The organism is Streptomyces sp. NPDC046557 (assembly GCF_040645975.1).
Classification (GTDB): Bacteria; Actinomycetota; Actinomycetes; order Streptomycetales; family Streptomycetaceae; genus Streptomyces.
Genome location: NZ_JBEYZH010000030.1, coordinates 1 through 23,560, shown reverse-complemented (window position 1 = coordinate 23,560; position 23,560 = coordinate 1). Strand labels below are relative to the sequence as shown.

The 23,560-nt window shown below is 73.6% G+C and carries 18 protein-coding genes; 3 read left to right on the top strand and 15 right to left on the bottom strand.

Annotation, left to right across the window (positions count from 1 at the left end; genetic code table 11):
- Positions 1-13 precede the first annotated feature (13 nt).
- The 9 genes from ABZ934_RS30150 to ABZ934_RS30110 all read right to left on the bottom strand — a co-directional run bounded on the left by ABZ934_RS30150 (position 14) and on the right by ABZ934_RS30110 (position 10,022).
- Complete coding sequence (locus ABZ934_RS30150) at positions 14-1,309, bottom strand: MFS transporter (protein ID WP_361319168.1); 1,296 nt, start codon at positions 1,307-1,309, stop codon at positions 14-16.
- On the bottom strand, positions 1,302-2,486 hold the full coding sequence (locus tag ABZ934_RS30145) for an ATP-grasp domain-containing protein (RefSeq protein WP_361319166.1): 1,185 nt from the start codon (positions 2,484-2,486) through the stop codon (positions 1,302-1,304). Before ABZ934_RS30145 ends, ABZ934_RS30150 begins: the two co-directional genes overlap by 8 nt.
- Positions 2,483-3,706, bottom strand: coding sequence for an ATP-grasp domain-containing protein (locus ABZ934_RS30140; protein WP_361319164.1), 1,224 nt, complete (start codon positions 3,704-3,706; stop codon positions 2,483-2,485). The genes ABZ934_RS30145 and ABZ934_RS30140 overlap by 4 nt, the downstream gene beginning before the upstream one ends.
- Positions 3,707-3,774: 68 nt before the next feature.
- Positions 3,775-5,001 carry an ATP-grasp domain-containing protein gene (locus ABZ934_RS30135; protein ID WP_361319162.1) on the bottom strand — a complete coding sequence of 409 codons (1,227 nt, stop codon included), beginning with the start codon at positions 4,999-5,001 and terminating at the stop codon, positions 3,775-3,777.
- A 49-nt stretch (positions 5,002-5,050) separates the two neighbouring features.
- On the bottom strand, positions 5,051-5,842 hold the full coding sequence (locus ABZ934_RS30130) for an SDR family NAD(P)-dependent oxidoreductase (RefSeq protein WP_361319160.1): 792 nt from the start codon (positions 5,840-5,842) through the stop codon (positions 5,051-5,053).
- Between the two features lie 43 nt (positions 5,843-5,885).
- Positions 5,886-6,878: an aldo/keto reductase gene (locus ABZ934_RS30125; RefSeq protein ID WP_361319158.1), complete on the bottom strand. Its 993-nt coding sequence runs from the start codon at positions 6,876-6,878 to the stop codon at positions 5,886-5,888.
- Between the two features lie 35 nt (positions 6,879-6,913).
- A complete protein-coding gene (locus ABZ934_RS30120) occupies positions 6,914-8,155 on the bottom strand; it encodes an FAD-binding protein (protein WP_361319156.1) in 1,242 nt (413 codons plus the stop codon).
- Entirely contained in the window at positions 8,152-9,201 is a 1,050-nt protein-coding gene (locus tag ABZ934_RS30115) for a polysaccharide deacetylase family protein (protein ID WP_361319154.1), read from the bottom strand. The genes ABZ934_RS30120 and ABZ934_RS30115 overlap by 4 nt, the downstream gene beginning before the upstream one ends.
- Before the next feature lie 11 nt (positions 9,202-9,212).
- Positions 9,213-10,022, bottom strand: coding sequence for a phytanoyl-CoA dioxygenase family protein (locus ABZ934_RS30110; protein WP_361319152.1), 810 nt, complete (start codon positions 10,020-10,022; stop codon positions 9,213-9,215).
- A 204-nt stretch (positions 10,023-10,226) separates the two neighbouring features.
- Here ABZ934_RS30110 and ABZ934_RS30105 point away from each other — a divergent pair, with 204 nt between their 5' ends.
- Positions 10,227-11,477 (top strand): ATP-grasp domain-containing protein, encoded by a 1,251-nt coding sequence (locus ABZ934_RS30105; RefSeq protein WP_361319150.1) that lies wholly within the window; start codon positions 10,227-10,229, stop codon positions 11,475-11,477.
- Between the two features lie 67 nt (positions 11,478-11,544).
- On the opposite strand, the gene ABZ934_RS30100 is transcribed toward ABZ934_RS30105, so the two are convergent.
- Complete coding sequence (locus tag ABZ934_RS30100) at positions 11,545-12,423, bottom strand: aminoglycoside phosphotransferase family protein (protein ID WP_361319148.1); 879 nt, start codon at positions 12,421-12,423, stop codon at positions 11,545-11,547.
- Positions 12,424-12,438: 15 nt separating this feature from the next.
- Positions 12,439-12,666 (bottom strand): hypothetical protein, encoded by a 228-nt coding sequence (locus ABZ934_RS30095; RefSeq protein WP_361319146.1) that lies wholly within the window; start codon positions 12,664-12,666, stop codon positions 12,439-12,441.
- Positions 12,667-12,980: 314 nt separating this feature from the next.
- Here ABZ934_RS30095 and ABZ934_RS30090 point away from each other — a divergent pair, with 314 nt between their 5' ends.
- A complete protein-coding gene (locus ABZ934_RS30090) occupies positions 12,981-14,237 on the top strand; it encodes a helix-turn-helix domain-containing protein (protein ID WP_361319144.1) in 1,257 nt (418 codons plus the stop codon).
- A 122-nt stretch (positions 14,238-14,359) separates the two neighbouring features.
- Here the strand turns inward: ABZ934_RS30090 and ABZ934_RS30085 are convergent, their stop codons facing one another.
- The 4 genes from ABZ934_RS30085 to ABZ934_RS30070 form a co-directional block, all read right to left on the bottom strand.
- Positions 14,360-15,412: an alpha/beta hydrolase gene (locus ABZ934_RS30085; protein ID WP_361319142.1), complete on the bottom strand. Its 1,053-nt coding sequence runs from the start codon at positions 15,410-15,412 to the stop codon at positions 14,360-14,362.
- 17 nt (positions 15,413-15,429) lie between these two features.
- On the bottom strand, positions 15,430-15,849 hold the full coding sequence (locus ABZ934_RS30080; RefSeq protein WP_361319140.1) for a RidA family protein: 420 nt from the start codon (positions 15,847-15,849) through the stop codon (positions 15,430-15,432).
- Positions 15,850-15,942: 93 nt separating this feature from the next.
- Positions 15,943-17,115 (bottom strand): cytochrome P450, encoded by a 1,173-nt coding sequence (locus ABZ934_RS30075; protein ID WP_361319138.1) that lies wholly within the window; start codon positions 17,113-17,115, stop codon positions 15,943-15,945.
- Positions 17,112-20,333 carry an amino acid adenylation domain-containing protein gene (locus tag ABZ934_RS30070; protein ID WP_361319136.1) on the bottom strand — a complete coding sequence of 1,074 codons (3,222 nt, stop codon included), beginning with the start codon at positions 20,331-20,333 and terminating at the stop codon, positions 17,112-17,114. The genes ABZ934_RS30075 and ABZ934_RS30070 overlap by 4 nt, the downstream gene beginning before the upstream one ends.
- A 126-nt stretch (positions 20,334-20,459) precedes the next feature.
- Here ABZ934_RS30070 and ABZ934_RS30065 point away from each other — a divergent pair, with 126 nt between their 5' ends.
- Complete coding sequence (locus ABZ934_RS30065; protein WP_361319134.1) at positions 20,460-23,441, top strand: type I polyketide synthase; 2,982 nt, start codon at positions 20,460-20,462, stop codon at positions 23,439-23,441.
- Positions 23,442-23,560: the final 119 nt, after the last annotated feature.

Sequence of the window (23,560 nt, the reverse complement as noted above, 5' to 3'; positions counted from 1 at the left end):
CGGGACCCCTCCATCAGGACGACGCCGGCTCCGGCTCCGCCTCCGGCAGCCTCGTACAGGCCACGACGAACAGCACCCATCCCGCGAGCGACGCGACCGCGAAGACCAGGAGCGAGTTCCACAGCCCCAGCCTCTCGCCCAGCACGCCCCCGAGGAACGCGCCGAGCGGGAACGGCCCGTACGTGAGCATCCGGTACGCCGCGGTCGCCCGGCCCAGCACGTCCGACGGGATCACCGTCTGCCGGAACGCCACGACGTGGACGTTGTAGATGGTCAGGCCGAACCCGTAGACGGCGAAGGTCAGCGTCGCCAGCGCGAAGTTCCATCCGGTGCCGCTCCCGGTCGGCAGCAGGAGCATCGGCGCGATGGACGAGGCGCTGCTGGCCAGGATCAGGATCCTGGGGAACCCGAACCGGTTGCCGGCCCGCTTGGCCACCGCGGCCCCGGCGAGCGAGGCGATGCTGCCGAAGGCGAGCACGAAGCCGACCCCGCCCGCGTCCATGTGCAGTTCCTTGACCGCGTAGACCAGGAACAGCGTGAGGATCGCCTGTTCGCACATGTTGAACCAGCCGGCCCGCAAGCTCAGCATGCGCAGGATCCGGTTGCGCCACAGCAGCCCGAAGCTGGTGAGGATGTCGGCCAGGCGCGGCCTGCTCGCCGCCTCCGGGTCGCGCGCCGGCTCCCGGTGCCGGATCAGGAACATCGCCACGAACGCCGCCAGGTAGGCCACGACGTTGGCCAGGATCGCGAACCACGCGCCCAGCACCTTGATCAGCAGGCCGCCCACGCCGGAGCCGCCGATCTGGGCGACGGCGTACGAGCCCTGCAGCTTGCTGTTGGCGTCCACGAGCTGCTGCTGCGGCACGAGCGCCGGGAGGTACGCCAGGTAGCCGACGTCGAACACCGCGGTGCCCGAGCCGACGACGAACGCGATCGCGCACAGCGCCGGGACGCCGAGGCTGTCGGTCAGGTACAGCACCGGCACCACGGCCAGGGCCACGGCCCGCACCAGGTTGGCCACCAGGATGATCAGCCGGCGGTCGAACATGTCGATCACCAGGCCCGCGAACGGGGTCACGCACAGCGCGGGCAGGAACTGCATCGCCGTGACGAGGCCGACCTCCGCCGCGCTGCCGCCCAGGGCGCCCAGCACCAGCAGGGGGAGGGCCAGCTGGGTCACCTGGGAGCCGAGCGCGGCTACGGTCTCGCCCGACCAGAGCTTGAGGAAGTCGTGGTTGTGCCGCAGGCCTCGGTCGGCCCGGCCGGGCCCGGACGGCGCGCTCGCCGTCCGGGCCTGAGTGCTACTCACCGCGGTACTCCTCGGCGCCGTCGTCGACGGCGGCCAGCGCCGCCGCGGTCTCCTCGCGGGTACCGGCGAAGATCGCGTACCCGAGCCGGTCCTCCGGGCCGCGCGGCACGCGCGCCACCGTCCCCTCGCCCGCGAAGTAGCGCAGTTCCCGCAGGGTGTCCACCAGCGGCGGCAGGCTCGCCGTCTCCCACGTCACTGGGTGGCGGAACGGGGTGTGGCCGTCACCGACGAAGAACCGGATGGCCGAGGACTCGGCGGCCGGGGTTCCCTGCGTCATCCGCTCGCCCACCACCGCCGCGAGTTCCGCGGTGTGCAGGTTCCAGCCGGTGGCCAGCTCGACGAGCCGCGGGATCTGGCCGCCCGCCGGGCGCCCCGCGATCTCCATCAGGACCGGGCCCGTCTCGGTCATGCGGAACTCCGCGTGGCAGACGCCCGCCTCCATGCCGAGCGCGTCGAGCGCGCGGACCGCCGCCTCGGACAGCAGCTCGCGCTCCTCGTCCGAGACCGCCGCCGGGGAGATGTGGCCGACCTCGATGCAGTAGGGCGGCCGGGTCAGGTACTTGTCGGTGATCGCGAGGACCTGGGAGTCACCGGGTGCCCACGTCACCGCTTCGACGCTGTACTCCTTGCCGGTCACGTAGCGGTCCACCGCGACCCGGCCGCTCGCCGCCAGCGCCGCGGCGGCCCGGAAGGCCTCGGCGAGGTCACCCGGGTCGTCGACGACCCGGACCCCGCCGCTGCCGCCGTAGTCCGTCGGCTTGACGACGACCGGGAAGCGGCCGCCGGCGAGGGACACGCACTCCTCCACGGTGCGGGCCACGCCGAGCTGCGGCGAGGGGACGCCCAGCTCGCGCAGCCGGCCGTGCATGACGCCCTTGTCGCGGAAGTGGCCCGCGGGCATCCGGGGCGCGGGAACGCCCAGCTTGCGCGCGACCTCCCGGGCGATGTCGGTGGACAGCTCCTCCCAACAGAGGATCGCGTCCCACTCGAATCCGGCCGAGCTCGCCGCTTCGAGCATCGAGTCGACGGAGAAGCGGTCGCCCGCGCGCCACCAGTCGCACTGGTTGACCGGGATGCGCTGCGGCAGGTCGATGATCCCGACGAAGTGCCCCGCGTCGCGCAGCGACTTGAGCCCGAACTCCTTGTTGTCGCCGAGTCCGGCGATCAGCACCTTCACAGCGCTTCCGCCTCCCCGTCGAACACGCCGAAGCCCTGCTCCAGCTGACGGAACGCGGAGTCGACCGAGCAGCGCAGCAGGCCCGCGGCGTCGAGCTCCTTCACCCAGCGCTTGCCCGCCTCCAGGTCACCGACCGTGGTGACCAGCTGCATGCGGTCGGTGTTGATGAAGCAGCGGTTGGTGGGCTTGCGCGCGGTCACCCGCATGACCTCGGCGCCCTCGGGGTGCGCGGGCACCTCGACGCCGGGGATCTCGACGGACGGCAGCTCGATGGCCACCGCGCGCGTCCGCGCCTGCGGCAGCGGCTCACCGAGCGCGGCCGCCGTGAACACCGCATGCGGGTCGGTGCCGCTGCCGGTGGCGCCCAGGTCGGACAGACCGCCGAGGCGCGGGTTGATCTCGAGGATGACGATGTCGTCCTCGACGACCGCGAAGTCGATCTGCCACGGGCCGTACGGGGCGAAGTTGTCCTGTATGTCGGTCAGGAACGCCTCCAGGCGCGCCGCGGCACGCTCGGGGAGCGCGTACGGGACGACCCGCGCCCGCTTCGAGGGGTCGAGCCCCGCGTCCAGCGGGCCCATGGAGACCACCGGCCAGCGCATCAGCTCGCCGCCCGCGGTGATCAGCTCGATCCCGGTCTCCTCACCGACCTTGAACGCCTGCACGATCGCGGGGAACGCGAGGCCCGCTTCGAGCACCGCGTCGAGCTCCTCGGACGAGGCGGCGAAGAACCGGCCGTCGCCCGCCTGGGCCTGGGCCTCCTTGATCACCAGCGGGAAGCCCAGCTTCCGGGCGGCGCCGGCGACCTCGGAGACGTCCGCGCAGACCGCTCCCGCCGGGACCGGCCAGCCGCGCTCCACTCCGGTCTCGTGCAGCTTGACCTTGTCGCAGGCCACCTCGGCGAACTCGGCGGAGTGGGCGACGAACCGGCCGTCCCAGCGGGCGGCGGCCCGCCCGTAGACGATGGGCAGCTGCTCCTGGCCGTGGGCGTACGGGTTGGCGATGGCCACGTCGGGCCGCTCGGCGTCCAGCACGCGCAGCACGTCGTCCGCGTCCCAGTCCAGGCTCAGCAGCTTGACCTCGACGCCGGTGGCGTCGAACTCGAGGGCTGCGTCGAACTCGACGGCCGAGTACACGACGAAGTCCGTGTAGCCGCGGTCGCGCAGGACCGGCAGGAACCTGGCGATCTTGTACTCGCCGAAGATCAGGGCCTTCTTCATGGGTGTGTCTCCATCTGTACGGATAGCGGGGAAGCCGGAAGGGGCGAAGCAGGGGGTGGGAGGGGGTCTCACAGGGGCAGCGGCCGGCCGAGGACGGCCGTGCCGTCGGCGAGCTTCAGCAGCCGCGCGTCGATCTCCTCGATGCCGGAGCCGGTGGCGATGACGTATCCGGCGCGGCCCAGGAACTGACGCGGCGGCAGCCGCAGCTCGGTGCCCGGGTCGCTGACCCGCTGCACCTCGTACACCCACGGCTCGTCGGCGAGCGCGGCCGGCACCTCGATGTCCTCGAACACCAGGTCCTCGGCGGGGTACAGGAAGCGGATGCCGACCAGGCGCTCCGGGCGAGGGATCGGGTCGGGCTCGCGGCCGGTGGCGACCGCGCCGAGGAGCGCCCCGGCGGACAGGCCCGGAATCGCGATCTCGGCCAGGCGCGGGATCAGCTCGCCGCCGAGGCGGCCGTTGACCTCGACCACCTTGGGGCCGTCGGCGGTGAGCATCAACTCGGTGTGGGTGACCGTACGGTCGATGCCCAGCGCCTTGTTGGAGCTGATCACCACCTCGCGGACCGCGGCCTCGGTCTCGGCGTCGAGGACCGTGCCGACGACGTGCGCCACCTCCTCGAAGAACGGCGCGTAGCCGGTGCGCTTCAGCGCGATCGCGTACGGCTCTACCCTGCCGTCGAGAACCCAGCTGTCCACGCTGATCTCCGGGCCGACGAGGAACTCCTCGATGAGGACGAGCCCGTCCTCGATGGCCGCGTTCTCCGAGGTGCGGGCGAAGTCGAACGCCGCGCGCAGCTCGGCCTCGGAGCGGACGATCTGGACCGCGACGCTCGCGGCCCGGCCGCGGGGCTTGACCACCACCGGGTAGCCGATGGCCCCGGCGGCCTCGACCGCCTCGGCGACGGAGCCCGCGAGGTGGAACCGGGCCGACGGCACGCCCGCCTCCTGGAAGAGCCTGCGCTGCTCCGCCTTGTCGCGGCAGGCCCGCGCCGCCTCGAGCGGCATGGTCGGCACACCCAGCCGGGCGCCGACCGCGGCGGCCCGCGCGATCAGCATCTCCTCCCAGGTTATGACACCGATGATGCGGTTGCCGGCGGCCAACTCGTCGGCTGCCGCGAAGACCGCCGCCTCGTCCTGGAGATCGGCTTCCCGGTACTCGGCCGCATACGGGAGCTGCCAGTCCAGCGGGCGCTGTCCGATGAGGACGACGCGGTACCGCTCCGCCAGTCCGCGCAGCGCGTACTCCCGGAAGTGCAGGTAGCCGGAGCCGATGACGAGAACGCTTTCCAACATGTGCTCACTCCTCATGAGGTCGTGGGGGGCCGTGCGTTCACCCGGCACCTCACCGGGAGGCCCGTTGCGCGTCGACGATGCGCCGGCCGATGTCGTCCGGGGCGCCCTGCCCCTGCAGCCAGGCCGCGACGGAGGGGAACTGCACCGACAGGGCGCAGCGCAGCCGCAGCTTGAGCGGCGCGATGTTGATCTCGCCGCGGTCGTGTGCGATGGCCCGGAGCACCGCCGACGCCACCTGGTCCGGTGTGACCGCCCGCGCGCCGCGGGGCAGCGGGGCCCCGGTCCGGGCGAACATGCCGGCCTCCGCGACGAAGCCGGGTTGGACGAGCGACACCCCGACGCCCGCCGGGCGCAGGTCGAGGCGCAAGGCGTGGGCGAAGCCGCGCAGTCCGAACTTCGACGCCGTGTAGAGCGACGAGTGCGGGGTGGCGGCCTTGCCCGACATCGACCCCACGAACGCGAGGTGGCCCCGGCCCGCCTCGGTCATCGCGGGCGCGAGCAGCCGGGCCAGTACGACCGCCGATCGCAGGTTCACCGCCAGGGCGCGGTCGACCTGATCGGGCGTGTACTCCAGCAGGTCGCCGCTGGCCGGCAGGGCGGCGTTCGCCACCAGGATCCCGGTGCCGGCGCATTCCTTCGCGAGGTGTTCCACGTCGTACGGGTCGGCGAGGTCGGCGGTCACCCACCGGGCGCCGAGCCGGTCGGCGAGCGCGCGCAGCGCCTCGCCGTCGCGGCCGGTCACGATCAGGTCGGCGCCCGCCTCGGCGAGCCGGGCGGCGAGCGCCCGGCCTATGCCTCCGGTCGCACCGGTGAGGAGGACGGTCTCTCCGGCGATCTTCATCCTGCGGCTCCTGGGAAGGGGAAGGCGGTTCGGGGGCCCGCGGTCACCAGAGGTGGTGCACCTGGGCGCGGATCCGGCGGTCGTACAGCTCGCGCAGCAGTTCGAGGGACTCCTCGGACAGTGGCTCCATGGACCCGACGGCGGCGTTGGACCGGGCCTGCGCCACCGAGGTGGCACCCGGGATGACCGTGGTGACGCCGTCCTGTTGGGTGACCCAGCGCAGGGCGAACTGCGCGGGCGTGGCACCCGTGGGCACCATGCCGGTGAACTCGCCGGCGGCCGCGAGGCCGGTCTCGTAGTCGACGCCGGAGAAGGTCTCGCCGACGTCGAACTGCTCGCCGTGCCGGTTGTAGTTGCGGTGGTCGCTCGCGGCGAAGACCGTGTCGCGGCGGAACTTCCCCGACAGCAGGCCGGAGGCCAGCGGCACCCGGGCGATGATGCCCACCCCCGCGGCCCGGGCGGCCGGCAGCACCTGCTCCAACGGCTTGCGCCGGAACACGTTCAGGATGATCTGCACCGAGGCGACGTTCGGCCGCGCGATGGCGGTCATCGCCTGGGCGCAGGTCTCCACGCTGACGCCGTACGCCCTGACCCGGCCCTCTTCGACCAGTACGTCCATGGCGTCGAAGACCGCGTCGGACTCGAACACGGCGTCCGGTGGGGTGTGCAGCTGCACGAGGTCGAGCGTGTCCATCCCCAGGTTCTCCCGGGAGCGGTCGGTCCACGCGCGGAAGTTGTCGAGGGTGAACGCCCCGAGCTCCTGTGCGCCGCGGCGCCCCAGCTTGGTCGCCACGGTGGGCCGCTCGCCGCGCGAGGTACGGAACTCCCGCAGGAACTGCCCGATCAGCCGCTCGCTGCGGCCGTCGCCGTACACGTCGGCGGTGTCGATGAAGTCGACACCCGCCAGGGCGGCCTCGTCGAGGATGGCCCGGACGTCGTGCTCGCGCACGTGGGCCCATCCGTCGCCGAACTGCCAGGTGCCGAGACCGACGACGGACACCTTCCGCTCGGCCTTGGTCAGTACTCGCTTTTCCACGCGCGTGCCTTCCGCGATCGCTGGGACAAGGGGGGTCACCGGAACCCGGGGGAGAACAAGCCGTCGACGAGCTCGTTGGCGAACTTGCCCTCGGGGTCGGACTTCGCCAGCAGCTCCGCGAAATCGGACGCCCGGCGGTAACGGGACCGGATGTCGGCCCCGGTCATGGCCGTGAGCTTGGCCCAGTGGGGCCGCGCGCCCAGCGGTGCCAGGAGCTCCTCCACGGCGCCGATCACCGGGAGCACGCGCGCGGCGTCCTTGACCCAGGTGAAGTGGAACGCCACCGAGTCGCGTTCGTACGCCGGGCTCAGCCACAGGTCGTCGCCGCGTACGGTCCGGACCTCGGCCACGTGCAGGACCGGCCCCAGGAGGGCGCCGATCCCGCGCAGCGCGTCGAAGGCGGCCGCGGCGGCGGACCGCGGCAGGAAGTACTCCGACTGCAGTTCGTCACCGGTGTCCGAGGTGGCGCCCGGGCGGAAGTGCGGCAGCCGCAGGTGCCACGGGCCCGGCGCGCCCAGCTGGGCCGTGCACGGGGCCGGGTCGGCCCCGGGCACCGGATGCAGCGGGCCCGGCGCGGGGGTTCCGAGGTCCAGCTCGGTGACGGGGCGGTCCGTGCGGCGCTTGAGCCACACGGACGCGTCGGCCCCCCACGTGGTGAACACGCTGACGCTGTACGCGGCGCCGGAGACCTCGTCGAAGCGGTCCCGGATCTCCTCGAGCGGCACCGCCGCCCGCACCGACTGGGCCACCTCGAACGCCGGCTCGATCTGCAGGGTCACGCGGGTGGCCACACCCAGCGCGCCGAGGGAGACCACTGATCCGGCGAAGGTGTCCCGGTCCACGTCGCGGCGCAGCTCGACCAGGTCGCCCTCGGGGCCGACCAGCTCCAGCCCCACCACGGCGGCGGCCAGGCTGCGTTGGGTGTCACCGGACCCGTGGGTGCCGGTGGCGGTCGCCCCGGCGACGGAGAGGTCCGGCAGGGACGCCAGGTTCGCCAGCGCGTGGCCGGCCGGGTGCAGTGCGGCGGCCACGTCGGCGTACCGCATTCCGGCGGTCACCGTGGCGGTGCCCGCCTCCGCGTCGATGTCGACGGCCGGCGGCAGCCCGTCGAGCCGGACGAACCCGCCCGCCGTCGCCAGGACCCCGCTGAAGGAGTGGCCGGCGCCGAGCGCGCGGACCCGTTCGCTGCCCGCGACGATACGGCGCAGCTCGTCGACGGAGCCGGGCCGCGCGATCGGGGCCGCACCGAAGTCGATGTTGCCCGCCCAGTTCCTCACGACGCCGCCACCAGACCGGACCGGGTCCGCCCGATCATGTCGTCCGCCCGTACGAACGCGTAGCCGCGCTCCAGCAGGCCCTCGATGATGGGCGGGAGCGAGGCCACGGTGGGCGAACGGTCGCCGCCGCCGTCGTGGAGGAGGATCACGGAGCCGGGCCGGACCTCGGCCAGCACGTCGCGCGCGATGGCGTCGGCCTGCCGCAGGGCCCAGTCGTCCGGCGCGACGTCCCACAGCACGGTGGTGGCGTCGGTGTCCGCGAGCCAGTCCATCACCTGGGGTGTCCGCGATCCGTACGGCGGCCGGAACAGCCGGGGCGCCTCGCCGCCGCTCGCGTCGGCGATCGCCTCCGCGGTGCGGCTGATCTGCTCGGCCAGCTGGGGCCGCGTCAGCTCGGGCAGGAACGGGTGCGACCAGGTGTGGTTGCCGATGGCGTGGCCCTGCTCGCGCATCCGCGTCAGGTCCTCGGAGAACCCACCCGCGTTGATCCCGACGCAGAAGAACGTCGCCGGGACGCCGTAGCGCTCCAGGACGTCGAGGACCTGCCCGGTGTAGGGCGGCAGCGGTCCGTCGTCGAAGGTGAGCGCGACCTCGCGGCGCCCGCGGTCGCCGTGGCTGAAGAGGCGTCCCGCCCGGCCCAGTTCCCGGTCCGCGGCGGCGGACGAGGCGATCTGCGCGGCCAGCTCCTCCTCACGGCCGGTCTGGGTGCCCCGGTGGGCCTCCAGCCGTACCAGGCCCCGCCCGCCGCGCAGGCTCGCGAGGGCCAGTTCCTCCGCCGGGACCGAGCCCAGCAGCGGCCGGTCCGGCAGCAGCCAGGGATCGGCGCGGTGGACGCGCAGGCCGGCCGCCATCATGCGGCCGTCCAGCGTGCCGTTGGTGCTCTCCACGACGATCCCGAGCCGGTCGCCGAGCCCGCGCAGCTGCGTGATCAGCTCGTCCGCGCGGTCCGGGGCGTAGTCACCCGGCACGGGGACGCGGTGGCCGTCGGGGCCGACCACCGCCAGGCGGTATCCGCCCGCGTGCCATGAGATTCCCGCGTGCAGCATCTGGTCCTCCCTCACTCGGGCCGGGCGTATTCGCTGAAGTGGTGCTCGGCGAAGAGGTCCGGCCAGTCCGCGCCGGCCAGCCTGAGCCGGCGCGCCCGCTGCAACATCTCCCGCCAGTACGGCTTGACCGGCGGCCACAGCACCCCGGCCTCGCAGTAGGAGGCGTCGACGAAGTAGCGCGGGCGGCCCGGGAACTGGGGCTTCGCCCGGCGGGCGTGGAACAGGGCGGAGTGCAGCAGCACGGTCGATCCGGCCGGCAGCTCCTCCAGGTACACCTCACCGGGGAGCACGTCGGTGCCCCGGTGGGCGAGCGCCGTCTTCTCCGCCCTCTCGCGGTGTGATCCGGGCAGGACGGCCAGGCCGGCCATGTCCGGGTCGATGCCGTCCAGGTAGTGCAGCGCGTGGACCATCGTGTGGGTCCGGTGCGACGTCGAGCGCTGCTCGTAGTCGTGGTGCCACCCCTTGCCCGGGAGGTCGGGGGCGTGCCGGTCGCTGTGCATGTGGTGGAAGCCGAACCCCGGGCCCAGCAGCTGCCCGACCAGGTCCAGCAGCGGTTCGTGGGCGAGGAGTTCGCCGTGGCCGGGGAGGTCGAGCTCCAGGACGTCCGGCACCCCGTGGGCGGCGTAGTCGAGTACGGCGGCGATGGAACGGGCCCGCAGCCCGGTGTCGACCCAGGTGTCGACCTCCTGTTTGACCCGGGTCACGAGATCGTTCGGGAGGAAGCCTGGCAAGACGAGGAAACCGGACCGTTCGAACTGGGCCCTCTGCGTGTCGTCGAGTTCGGACAGCCGGGTAGGGGTGTGCAACGTCTGCACGGACATGGGTGAGAGCTCCGTCCTTCATTGATGAACTGGCCGGTCGCACGCACGGGGACACGACGGGGTGTCAGGCGTCTTCGGCGACCGGGTGCTTCGGCTCAATCGAGCGGCTCTGTCCAGAAAGAGTGACAGAAGTTGCCTAGGTGGTCAATAATCTTGGCAACCAACATTGCCCACTGTGGCAACTGAGTGCTCCGCGGAGGCAGCATGCGAGCTGATCACCCCTTGGTCGTCCTCGTCGACGCGTACGGGACGGGCAGACACCTCCGGTCGGCCTTCGCCGGACTCGGCGCGGAGGTCGTGCACCTGTCCAGCACGCCCGAACCGCTGAAGTCCCTCAAGGCACCCGACCTGAGCAGCTACGCCGCGGCCCTCGTCGCCGCCGACCCGGTCGAGACCGCCCGGCGGCTGGTCGAACTGCGCCCGGCGCTCGTGGTGGCCGGGCAGGAGCCCGGCGTACCGCTCGCCGACCTGATGTCCGAAATGCTCGGCCTGCCGACCAACGGCTCCGCGCTGTCGGCGGCGCGCCGCGACAAGTACCTCATGATCGAAGCCGTCCGGAAGGCCGGCGTGCGCTGCGCCCGCCAGTTCAGGTCCGACGACGCCGACGCCGTCGCCGCCTGGGCGCGGGAGCAGGACGGACGGCCGGTCGTGGTCAAGCCCCTGGCCGCCTCCGGCGCCCAGGGCGTGTCCATCTGCACCGACCCGGACCAGGTGCGCGCCGCCGCGCGGGCCGTCCTCGGCACCGTCACCATGTACGGCGAGACCAACACCGAGGTGCTGGCCCAGTCCTACCTCGCGGGCACCGAGTACATCGTGGACACCGTCTCCTGCGGGGGAGAGCGCTACGACGCCGGCGTCTGGCGCTACGACAAGCGGCGCCGCGGAGCCCACAACGTCTCCCACCGTGACGTGCTCGTCCCGCCGGAGGACCCGGTGGTCGCCGAGCTCACCGCCTACACCCACGACGTGCTGGACGCCCTCGGGATCGAGTTCGGCGCCGCACACGCCGAGGTGATGATGACCCCCGACGGCCCCGCACTCGTCGAGATCGGCGCCCGCATGAACGGGGCGATGCACCCGGACTTCGACGCCGCGTGCTGCGGCGCCGACCAGGCCCGGGCGAGCGCACTGGCCTGGCTGCGCCCGGAGGAGTTCGCCGAGGAGTTCGCGGGCCGCACCTACCGCCGGCTCCGGGAGGCCTTCGTGTACCACGTGGCCACCGACCTCGCCGGCGTCGTGGAGTCCGTGAACGCGTCGGTCCTGGCGCAGATCGACGAGGTCGAGTCCGTACGGGCGGTCACGGTCAAGCCCGGCCCCGGCGACCGGCTGCGGCCCACCGTCGACCTGCCGTCCAGCCCGCTCACGGTGCACATGGCGCACGCCGACGCGGCGGCCCTGGCCCGCGACGAGGCCCGGGTCCTGGCGCTGTCCAAGGAGGTGTTCCGGCTCGCGTAGCCGGTGGAACACGGAAGGAGGGGGCGGGCGCGAAACATCGCGCCCGCCCCCTCCCCGTGACGGAGCCTCAGCCCGTGAGCACCTGGCGGATCACGTAGCGGGCGTTGGCGGAGATCACCGGATTCGTTTTACGGTAATAAGGCAGCTGGATGACCGCCATGGACAGGGCCCACCCGCGGCCGCGGGCCCAGGAGGCGTCGTCGGTGTCCACGGCCTCGCGGAAGACCTGCCGCGCGGCGGAGGGCAGCAGGTTCCACGCCGGGATCAGGTCGACGGCGGGATCGCCGAGGCCCGCGGTCCCGAAGTCGATCACCGCGGCCAGCCGGCCGCCGGCACCGAGCAGGTTGCTCGGCATGAGGTCGGAGTGGATCCACCGCGGCTTCCCGGACCAGCCGGGGGCGGCGAGCGCCTCCTCCCAGGCGGCGAGGGCGGCTTCGGCGTCGAACGGCTCGTCCGTGTGCCGCAGCTCCTCGATCGCGGCCCGGGTCTCCGCGTCTGCGGCGGCCAGCGGTTCGCCCCGGTGCGCCGGGGGCCCCGCGCCGAGCTCCGCACCGCGCAGGGCGGTGACGAACCCCGCGAGGTCGCGGGCCAACTGCCGGGGGTCTTCCCCCCGGCCCTCGACCAGCACCTCGCCGTCGATCCACCGGTGGACGGCCCATCCCCACGGGTAGCCCTCGGCGGCTTCACCCAGCCCCACGACCTCCGGGACGGGAACGGGCACCAGGGATGCGATCCGCGGCAGCCAGTGGGCCTCCTGCTCGAGGGTGCCGGCACCGCCTGCGGTGAGCGGTAACCGGACGGTCAGGTCGGTGCCGACCCGGTAGATCGCATTGACGGTGCCTCCGGACTCCAGGCGCCGCACCGGCAGGTCGGCCCATTGCGGGAACTGCCCGCGCAGCAGCCGCCGGACGAGGTCCTCGTCCGTCTGCGCTTCGTCTGCGTGCATGGTCGCCATGTGCCGTCAGAGCCCGCCGACGACGCCGGTCTGGCCGCCACGGGTGCTCGTGGGGGCGGAGGGCGGCGTCGGCCAGTCGATGGTGTCGCCTCCGCCGCCCTGCCCGGCGCTGACGATCCGGATCGAGGGCGTGGCCGGCCAGTCGATGCCGGGCGTGGTGCCGCCGGCGACGGTGGCGGCTGCCGCGACGGAGAGCAGGGCGGCGGCGGAGGTGACGAGGACGCTCTTGAGCATGGACGACTCCGAACAGAGGATCCCATGGCACGGGATCGGGAAGTGGGAGGTATTGGCTCGAAAACCGCTTGAAGCGGCTCGGCCTCGATCAACCTAGATCTCGCGAGCCCCGATGGCAAGATGATTTGCCACAGGTTGCCAAGCATTCTTCCGGGCGTCACAAGGCTGTCGAGCGGGTCCGCAGGTCCGCAAGTCCTGCCAGGCAGGCGCCCGGCAAATAATTTGCCAACCGGTTCGGGGAGCGCTACGATGCCCACCAAAGCGTTGGGGGCGCGATTCAGGGTTGTATTCCGAGAATTGATTGCAGAACTCATATGACAGACGAGTCGTCTTTCGGCGCGCGCCTCAAGGCTTTGAGGCTTCAACGGGGACTTTCCCAGGCCTCGCTGGCCGGCGAGGAGATCTCCACCGGGTACCTGTCCCGACTCGAGTCGGGCGCACGCCAGCCCACCGAGCGAGTGATCACCTACCTTGCCAAACAGCTGGGCGTGGACCGTTTGGCCTTCGACGCCCTGCCCGCCGCGGCCGCGGCCCACGCCACCGGCGGCAGCTCGCTCACGCAGGCGCTGAGCATCACCGCCTCCTCCGACAGTGACGAGTCCGTCGAGGAACTCATCGACGTGCTCGCGACCGCCGGGGCGGAGGATCCGCTCCTGCGCTGGCAGGCCCTGTGGGTGATCGCCGGGTACCGCTCCCGCCACGGCGAACGCGCCGAGGAGCAGGCGTGCCTGGAGGAACTGGCCGAAGTGGCCGACGAGCTCGCACTTCCCGCGCTGCAGTGCCGGTCCGGCACCCAGCTCGCCCGTTGTCTGCGCTCGGTGGGACAGGTCGCCCGGGCCCTCGAACTCGCCGAGAGCGCGTACCGCGTCGCCAAGGACGCCGGCCTCTCTGTCGCCGACACCGGGACCGCCCTGCTGGCGCTGGTGTCGGCCGAGGCCGAGTCCGGCCGTCTGACCGACGCCCGGGCGCACGCCGGGGAACTCGTCGAACTCGTGGCGGGCAGGTCGGACGCGCTGCGCGCCGAGGCCTTGTGGTCGGCAGCCACCGTCAGCTCCCGCCAAGGGGACGACGAGGCCGTCCACACCTACCTGGAACAGGCCATGCAGTCCCTCGACAGCCGTGTCGACCCCATCCTGTGGGCGCGGCTCAGGCTTGCCGCGGCCTCGCTGTACCTGCAGTCCAGGCCCGCCCTCACCGAGAAGGCCCGTACGTGCCTGACGGAGGCCGAGGCGGCGCTCTCGCTCATCGGCACGCCCGTCCAGCAGCAGGAACTGCTGGTCCTCCAGGCGCACCTCGCGTTCGAGGAGGGCCGCTACGCGGATGCCCGCGCCGTCCACGACCGGCTGGACTTCGACAACCTGCGGCTCACCTACCGCGACCGGATCCGGCTGCAGACGCTGGACAGCCTGCTGCTGATCGTCGAAGGCCACCAGCAGCAGGGGCGCGCCCGGCTGAAGGAGCTGGGCGAGGAAGCCCGCCGTGCCTCGAACATGGACCTCGCCGCCGAGATCTGGCGGGTCCTGGCCGAGACGCTGGAGAACGCCGAGCAGGCCGGCCCCGCCGGTCGCTGATCGGCGTGCCGGCCGGCCGCCGGCGGCGCCCGGCACCGCACGCACCGAACATGCCCCGGGGGCCCTGGCTTCAGCCAGGGCCCCCGGGCGTTCGCGCCGGCAAGGCGGCCGAGACGGAAACCTCAACCGGCGAGTACGCGGCGCATCCACGCCACGCGCGCCGCGTGCGCGGCCTTCGAGACGACCGCGTCCGGAACCCACTCGTCGAAGCTGTGGAACGCCCCCGACCACACGTGGAGTTCGGCCTGGCCGCCGGTCTGCCAGATGCGGGACGCGTACGTGATCCCCTCGTCCCGCAACGCCTCCACGGAGCCGACCTCGATGAAGGCGGGCGGGAGCCCGGACAGGTCCACTGCCCGGCCCGGGGCCGCGTAGCAGGAGACGCCCGGCGCGCCGCGCCGCTCGCCCAGCAGGGCCGTCCACCCCGCCCGGTTGGATTCCCCGTCCCACAGACCCACACGTGCCATCTGCCCGGCCGAGAACGTGCCGCACCGGTCGTCGAGCATCGGGAACTGCAGGACCTGGCCGACCGGGCGCGGACCGGAACGGTCCCGCGCCAGCAGCGCGAGGCCCGCGGCGAGCGCCCCGCCGGCGCTGTTGCCGCTGAGGAAGATGCGGTCCGGGTCGAGGCCGAGGCCTTCGGCATGTTCCGCCAGCCAGCACAGCCCGGCGTAGCAGTCCTCCACGGGCGCCGGGTCCGGGTGTTCCGGGGCCAGCCGGTACTCGACGGAGACCACGGCCGCCCCGAGCTCCTGGGCCCGGTCCAACTCGCCCACCAGTTCGGTGCTGCGGTGGCTGCCGGCCACCATGCCGCCACCGTGCGTGTGGTAGATGACCGGTACGGGCCCCCGGGCCGACGCCGGCCGGCAGACGAGCAGAGTGATCTCGGGGGCGCCGGCCGGGCCGGGCACCGTACGCTCCTCGATCTCGAACGCCCTGCCGCGCCGTATCTGCTCGTCGCTCAGCCGCCCGGAGGCGGAGCGGCGGCGCCGGTCCGGGATCAGATCCGGGGTCAGCGGCATCGGGAGTTCACCGAGGATCCAGCCGATCGGCCCGACCAACTCGGCGTCGAAGGGCGGCGGCGGAGCCTGCAGCCCGGCGTGGCGCGGGGAAGCGGCGGGGGAGGGGGAGGAGGGGGAGGAGGAGGGGGAGGAGGGGGATGTGGTGGCAGTCATGGTGTGCGGGGTCCGATCTACTCGAGGGGCAGCAGGGCGAGGGCGTCCACCTCGATCAGCAGATCGGGGCGGTAGAGCGCCACGATCTGGACCACCGTGCTCGCCGGCGGGCGCTCGGTGTCGATGAACTCGTCGCGCGCGGCCAGGATCAGGGGGACGAACGCGATGTCGGTGACGAAGTAGGTGAGCTTGATGACGTCGTCGAACGTGGCTCCGGCGGCGGCGAGGCAGCGCTCCATGTTGGTGAAGACCTGCCGGGCCTGGGCCGCGGGGTCCCCGGCGCCGACCAGCTCGCCGTCGGCGTCGAACGGCATCTGGCCGGCGATCGCGGCCACCCGTCCCGGCCCCGTGACCACGTGGGTGTAACCGGAGCTGGGGGCGACCCCTGCGGGGTGGGAGAGGTGTACGAGGCCGGGCAGGTCCTTCTTGTCCGTCATGTCTTCACTCCTGGACGGGTCGGGAGGTGCGTGTGCGTGTGCGAGGTCAGGGAAAAGGGCGCGGGGAGGGGGGCGCCGGGGCCGCGGCGGCCGTCACTTCGGGGTGAGGCGTACCGGCAGCGTCTCGGGGCCGCCCACCTCGATCGAGCGCAGCCGCCGTACGGGACCGCTCTGCTCGATCCGGCCCATGGTGTCGAGCAACTCGGTGAACAGGATGCGCATCTCGGCCCGGGCCAGCGTGCTGCCGATGCAGAAGTGCTCCCCGGCGGCCAGGGCGATGTGCCGGTTCGGGCTGCGGGTGATGTCGAAGAGGTACGGATCGGTGAACACGTCCTCGTCGCGGTTGGCCGAGGGCAGCCACAGGACGACGCGGTCGCCGGCCTCGATCCTCGTGCCCCGGATCTCCGCGGAGCGGGTGGCGACCCGCATGCTGTGCGTCGCGCTGGAGGTCCAGCGCAGGATCTCCTCGATCGCGCCGGGCATCAGGTTCCGGTCGGCGGCCAGCCGCTGCCACTGCTGCGGGTGCTCCAGGAAGGCCTGCATGCCCCCGATCAGGGCCAGCCGGCCGTTCTCGGTGGCCCCGATGAGGTTCTCGCAGTTGAAGACCGCCTCCTCCTCGGTCAGCAGCTCACCGTGCACGGTGCCGTTGACGAGGGCGCTCACCAGGTCGTCGGTCGGCTCCTCCATCCGCTGGTAGAGCAGCTCCATGAAGTACTCGACGAGCAGGGGGTGCGAGACCAGCGACGTATGGGCCTCGAACGCCTCGTTCGTCCACCGGTACAGGTCTTCGTGGTCCCGCTCGGGGATGCCCAGGATGTGGCAGATCACCGACAGCGACAGCCGCCCCGCCACGTCGTCCGCGAAATCGCAGGTGCCCAGCGATACGGCCCGCCCGAGGACGCTGCGCGTCGCCGCCCGGATGTAGCCCTCCAGGCCCCGTACGGAGCGGGTGTTGAACCAGTCCGCCATCAGGCCGCGCAGCTGCTTGTGCCGCGGGGCGTCGGTCAGGGCGAGCGTCATGCCGCCGCCGGGGTCGTCGCCGGAGCGCAGCAGCACCCCGCGCGCCGAGCTGAAACCGGCGGCGTCCCGGTACACCGACCGGATGTCCTCGTGGCGGGTCAGCGACCAGAACGCGGGGAGTCCCGCCGCCTCGTGGCGGTGCACCGGGGAGTGCGCGCGCATCCACCGCCACACGGCGTGCGGATCACCGCTCGCGTGCAGTGCGGGGTCGGTCAGCACGGCGGGCGATACGGCGGTCGTTGTCATGGCCTGACTCCTGGGAAGAGGGTGCGTACACGCTCCGCGAAGCGCTTGGAGACCTCCCGCGCGGTGGTTTCCGCGACCGCGTCGGGCCGGAAGGCGGTGTGGACGAGCAGCCCGCCGTCGTCCGCAGGCCACAGCTCGGTGTGCAGTTCGAGGGGCAAGTCCAGATAGGGCTGCCGCAGCAATGTGGTCTTCGTCCCCACGAGTTCCAGCCTCGGCGGGACGTTGTCCTGGCAGGCGAAGAGGGTCTGGTACAGCGGGGGCCGGCCGCCGCGCGGCGGGTCCACCAGGGCCAGGACGTCCGGGAACGGCACGTCCTGCGCGGCGAAGGCGCGGGCGGTGGTCTCGGCGACCCGCGCGACCGCGGATTCGTCCCCGTCCAGGGCCGCCCCGCGCAGCCGCAGGGCCAGCATGTTGATGTGGCATCCGACGGCGCGCTCCAGCTCCGCGCCGTCGCGCTGGGCGACGGGGACGCCGACGGCGAAGTCCCGCTGCCCGGTCGCCTCCGACAGGCTCGCCGCCCACAGGGAGAGAAGGACCACGAAGCGGGTGACCCCCGCGGCGGCGGCCGCGGCGTCGGCCGCGGCCAGCGCCCCGGCGTCCAGTACGGTCTCCACGAGACCCGGCGTCCCCGCCTCGCGCGGCTCGGGACCGACCGGCCAGCTCATCGGCGGTACGTCCGTCAACTCGCTCCGCAGGAAGGCGTGGTGGGTGTGTGCCGCAGCCTCCCGCAGGTGCGCCCCACGCTCCCGGTGCACCGCCGCCAGCGTCGGACGGGGGGCCAGTACGGGGGTACCGGAGGCCACCGCCGTGCGGTACGCCGTGCTCAGGTCCTCGGCGAGGACCCCCTCGGACCAGCCGTCGAAGGCGACGTGGTGCACCACGCAGCCGAAGACCGCGGCGTCCGCGTCCGGGTCCGGGCCGGTGACGGGGACCAGGACGGTGCGCCAGACTTCACCGACGTCCGGGGCCAGCTCCCCTGCGAGCTCGGCGCGGGCCGCGCGGGCCGCCGCGGCGACGGACTCCCGGGGGGCCAGCACTTCCAGGGGCGGCGGGGGGATGTCCACGACCTCCGCGGCGGGCCGCGGGTCGAGCACGTACGCGGCCCGCAGGGACTCGTGGCCCCGGTGCACCTCGGCGACGGCCGCCTCCAGCGCGGCGCGGTCCAGCGCGCCTTCGACCACCCAGGTCAGCAGACAGTGCCCCGTACGGTCTGCCGGATCCAGCAGCTGCGGGGTGAGGTGGACCAGTTGCATGGCCGACAGCGGAGTGCCGGCGGAGCCCCCGGCCGAGGCATGGCCGGCCGCAGCGAGCTCCGGCTGCGGCTTCGGTTCCGGCTCCGGCTCCTGCTCCGGAGCCGCGGCCAGCCGGCGGGCGAGGCCCGAGGCCGTCGGTTCCTGGTACAGCCAGGAGACGGGGACCGGCCGGGACAGCGCCGCCGCGAGCCGTGCGCAGAGCCGGCCCGCGCCGAGGGAGGTCCCGCCGAGGCGGACGAACGGCACGTCGAGGGGGACCGCGTCGAGTTCCAGGACGGAGGCGAAGCACTCCGCGACGGCCCGCAGCACGGGATCGCCCAGCTCGACGGGCCGCACGCCGGGCGGCGTCGGGTGCGCCGCCTCCCGCTGTGGGCCGGCGGGGGCGGCCGGACCGGCCGCCTCGGCCAGCGCCAGCAGGGCGCGTTCGTCCAGCTTGCCCTGCGCGGTGACCGGCAGGGCGTCGACACTGACCACAAAGGCGGGCCGCTGGTAGGCGACCAGGGCCCCGTCCAGCACGGCGAGTGCGCCGTCCAGCGGATCCCCCTGCCGCACCGGCACGCAGAACGCGACCAGTTCGCGCTCGCCGCGGGCTGCGTCACCGCGGGCCAGCACCCGGCAGTGCCGCACGGCGGGCAGGAGCTGCTCCACCTGGCGTTCGACCTCCGAAGGCTCGACGCGGTGCCCGCGGATCTTCAGCTGCCGGTCGGACCGGCCCTCGTAGTGCAGCAGGCCGTCGGGGTCCCAGCGGCCGAGGTCGCCGGTGCGGTACAGCCGTACCTCGCGGCCGTCGATCCGTACATGGGTGAACTTCTGCGCGGTCAGCGCCGCGTCGCCCAGGTAGCCGAGCGCCAGCCCGTCGCCCGCGAGGCAGATCTCCCCGGTCTCGCCCACCGCGCACGGCCTGTTCCCGTCCAGGACGTGGACCTGCGTACCGGGCACCGGGCGCCCGAGGGGAATGCCGCCGGGGAGGTCACAGTCGGCCTCCGTGACGCGGTGCGTGGTGGCGAAGACCGTGGATTCGACCGGCCCGTAGCCGTTGAGGAGCGCGATGCCGGGGTGCCGGCGCAGGAAGCGGCGGACGTGGCCGGCCGAGAGCCGCTCCCCGCCGATCGCGACCTGGCGCAGCCCTCCGAAGGCGTCCGGGGCCTCGTCCACGATCATGTTGAACAGGCTGGCGGTCAGCCAGACGGTGTCCGCGCGGCGGCGCGACACGGCCTCGCCCAGGGCCACGGGTGAGAGGTAGGGGTCCGTCACGACCACCGAGGTCCCGCCGTTCAGCAGCACCGACCACAGTTCGAGCGAGAAGGCGTCCCAGGGGGTGGCGGCGGCCAGCGGCATCACCGTGTCGGCGGTGAACTCGGCGAAGGTGCCCGGCTGGAAGAGGCGCGCGGTCGCCCGGTGCGGGCTGAGCACGCCCTTGGGCCGGCCCGTGGTCCCGGAGGTGAAGAAGACGCACGCGGGATCGCCGGCGTCGACGGCCACGGGCGTGAAGCCGGCGGGGGCTCCCGCCTCTCCGGCCGCCGCCTCTTTGGCCGAGGCCACCGCGGTGGGCGGCGACCACACGGCCGGCCCGTGGCCTTCCGGCGCGTCCCGGCCGTCGCGGGCGATGAGCAGGGGCGGCCGCAGGTCGCCCAGCACGTCCCGCAGCCGGTCCGCGGGCCACTCGGGGGCCAGCAGGGCGTAGGCCGCCCCGGCCTTCAGGACCGCGAGGAGCGCGGTGACCAACTCCGTGCTCCTGGGCAGCAGTACGGGCACCAGCGCGCCGGGGGTGACACCCGCGGCGACGAGCCCCGCGGCCCAGACGTCGGCCGTCGCGTCGAGTTCCGCGTACGTAGTGGTGCGGTCCCCCTCGACGAGGGCGACGGCCCCGGGACGCTCCGCCGCCCTGCGGGCGAACGCCTCGTGCAGTCCCCCGTCGGGCGCGGTGTTCCGCGGGCCGGCAGTCCACTTCGGGTCTGGTCGCACGCCGTCCCTCTCCCCTCTGTTCCGGTTACCCACCTGTCAGACAAGGCGATGGCAAGAACATTGCCATCAAGTTGCCTAATCTGGCAACCTTGCTGCTCCGTACTGGCGTGACACGAAGGTGGACACATGACGCGCGACCGTTCCCTCGACATAGCCGTGACCGGGATCTCCGGCCGGTTCCCCGGCTCGGCCGACCTGGCCGCGTGGTGGGATGCCCTCGTGGAGGGACGGGTCCTCACCACGCGGTACGACAAACGAAGGCTGCGCGAGGCCGGAGTGCCCCAGAGCCTGGTCGACGACCCCGAGTTCGTGCCGGTGCACGGGCACCTCCCCGACGCCGACCGCTTCGAGAACGCCCTGTTCCGGGTGAGCCCGCGCGAGGCCGAGATGATGGACCCGCAGCACCGGATGATGCTCGAATGCGCGTGGGCGGCCCTGGAGGACGCCGGGACCAGCCCCCTCGACACCCCGCTCACCACCGGCGTGTACGCCTCCGCCAGCGGCAGCGGCTACCTGCGCGCCATGCTGGCCGGCGGCGGGCTGGACCCCATGACCCTCGAGGACGCCATCCACGGCAACGAACCGGACTTCATGGCGAGCCTCATCTCCTACAAACTGAACCTGACCGGCCCCGCGGTCGCCGTCCAGACCGCCTGCTCCTCCTCCCTGGTCGCCCTCCACACCGCCGTCCAGGCGCTGCTGAACGGAGAATGCGACCAGGCCCTCGTCGTGGGCGCCGGCGTCGCCTACCCCCAGGCCGGGCACCTCCACGTGCCCGGCGGCATCCACAGCGCGGCGGGCGCCTGCCGGCCGTTCGACGAACAGGCCGACGGCGTGGTCGCGGGCTCCGGCGTGGCCTGCGTCCTCCTGCGGCGCCTGGAGGACGCGCTCGCGGACGGGGTGGAGCCGTACGGCGTCGTCCTCGGTACGGCCGTCAACAACGACGGCTCGGCCAAGGCCGGTTACTACGCCCCCTCCGCCGGGGGACAGGAAGCCGTCATCCGAGCCGCCCTGGAGGCCGCGGACGTCGACGGTGCGAGCATCGGTTACCTGGAGACGCACGGGACCGGCACCCGGGTCGGCGACCCCATCGAGTGGTCCGCGGCCTCGTCGGCCCTGCGCGCCGCGGGCGCCGCCCCCGGCCAGATCGCCGTGGGAGCGCTCAAGGCGAACACCGGCCACCTCGACAACGCCGCCGGGCTCGCCGGACTGATCAAGGCGCTGTTCGTCGTGCGCGAGGGCGTCGTCCCGCCCGTCGCCGGATTCACCCGGCTCAACCCCCTGCTGGACACGGAGGACTCGCCGCTGTACGTCCCCTCCGCCGCGGCGCCGTGGTCAGGCCCCGAGCCGAGGCGGGCCGGGGTCAGCTCCTTCGGGGTGGGCGGCACCAACGCGCACGCCGTCGTCGAGGCACCGCCCGCCCCCGCGCCCCGGTCCGAAGGACAGGACCGGCCGCGGGCCGGGTACCTCGCCCTGCTCTCCGCCGCGGACGGCGAGGCCCTCGCGCGCTCCGCCGACCGTCTCGGCCGCCACCTGCTCGCCCTGGCGCCGGAGGCGGCCGACGTCACCCGCACCCTTGCCACGGGCCGGGCCGCCCTGCCCGAACGCCTCGCCGTCGCGGGCCGCAACACCGCGGACCTCGCCGCCCGCCTCACCGCCGGTGCCACCGCCGGCGCCGGGATCGTGCGCGGCCGCGTCCCCGAGAGCGGCGCCGCCCCCCTCGTCCTCGCCTTCCCCGGCCAGGGAGCCCAGCGACCGGGCATGGCACTGCCGTTCGCCGAGGCCCTGCCCGGCTTCGCCGAGGCCCTCGCCGCGTGCCTCGGCACCTTCGAGCCCGCCCTGGCCGCCGAGCTCGAACACGCCCTGCACGACCCCGCGTTCCCCGAGGAGGAGCTCGCCCGGACCCGGCTGGCCCAGCCCGCCCTCTTCGCGGTCGAGTACGCCGTCGCCGCCGCGCTGCGCGGACTCGGCCTGGTCCCGCAGGCGGTGATCGGCCACAGCCTCGGCGAGGTCACCGCGGCCTGCGTGGCCGGCGTACTGGAACTGCCCGACGCCGCCCGGTTCGTGACGCTGCGCGGGCGCGCCATGCAGGACTGCCCGGAGGGCGCCATGCTGGCCCTCGGCTGCGGCGAGGACGCGGCCCGGGAACTGCTGGCCGCCGGCGGCCTGCCACTGGAGCTCGCGGCCGTCAACTCCCCGGACGCCGCCGTGGTGGCCGGCACCCCCGAGGCGGTCGCGGAATTCGACACCTGGCTCGACGGGCGCGTCGCCACCCACCGGCTGCGCACCACGCGGGCCTTCCACTCGGCCCTCGTCGAGCCGGCCCTACCGCTGCTCACCGCGGAGCTGTCCCGGACCGCCGTGCACCCGCCGGCGCTCCCGTGGGCCGCCAACGACGGCCGGCTCCTGCTGCCCGGCACCGAGGTCGCCGCGGACTCCTTCGCGGCCGCCGCCCGCAACCCCGTCCGGTTCACCCGGGCCCTGGACGCCCTCGCCCGGCACCTGCCCGGCGCGCTGGTCGTGGAGGCCGGTCCCGGCCGTACGCTGTCGGCCCTGGCGGAGGCCGCGGACCTGACCGCCGTCCCGCTCGCCGCCGGCCGCGCCGCCCGCGCCGAGGACGTCCTCGAAGCGCTGGGTGCGCTCTGGACCATGGGCCAGCCGCTCGCCGCCGACCGCCTGTGCGCGGAGGGCCGCCCCGTACGCCTGCCCGGCTACTCCTTCGCGGGGCCGCGCCGGACCGCCCCCGAGGCCGCGGCGCGGCCGGACGGCCCCCGCCGCCTCGCGGGCGCCCCCGGGCCGGCCGCCCCACAGGCGCAGTCCACCGGTGCCGGCGAGCAGCCTGCGGACCCCGCCCCCCTCGACGTGCCCGCCCTCGTCACCGGGCTCTGGGCGGAGCTGCTCGGCCATCAGGAGATCGCCGCGGCCGCCGACTTCTTCGCACTCGGCGGCGACTCCCTGCTCGTCACCCGCCTCGCGCGCAGGCTCGGCGCGGCGCTCGGCGTCCGCGTCCCGATCCGCGAACTGCTCCTCGCCCGTACGCTGGAGCGCCAGACGGAGGTCGTCGCCGCGCTCGCCGACCGGGCGCCGGCCGCCGCCGCGACCGGCTGACCTTACGGCGAACGCCGGAACGCCCCGCACACGAGGCGGCTTGGAGCTCGTCGAAAGACATGGTTGTCCTGAAGGTTGGCGAAGACATGGGTGATCGACCCCTGACCTCGCCGTACGCG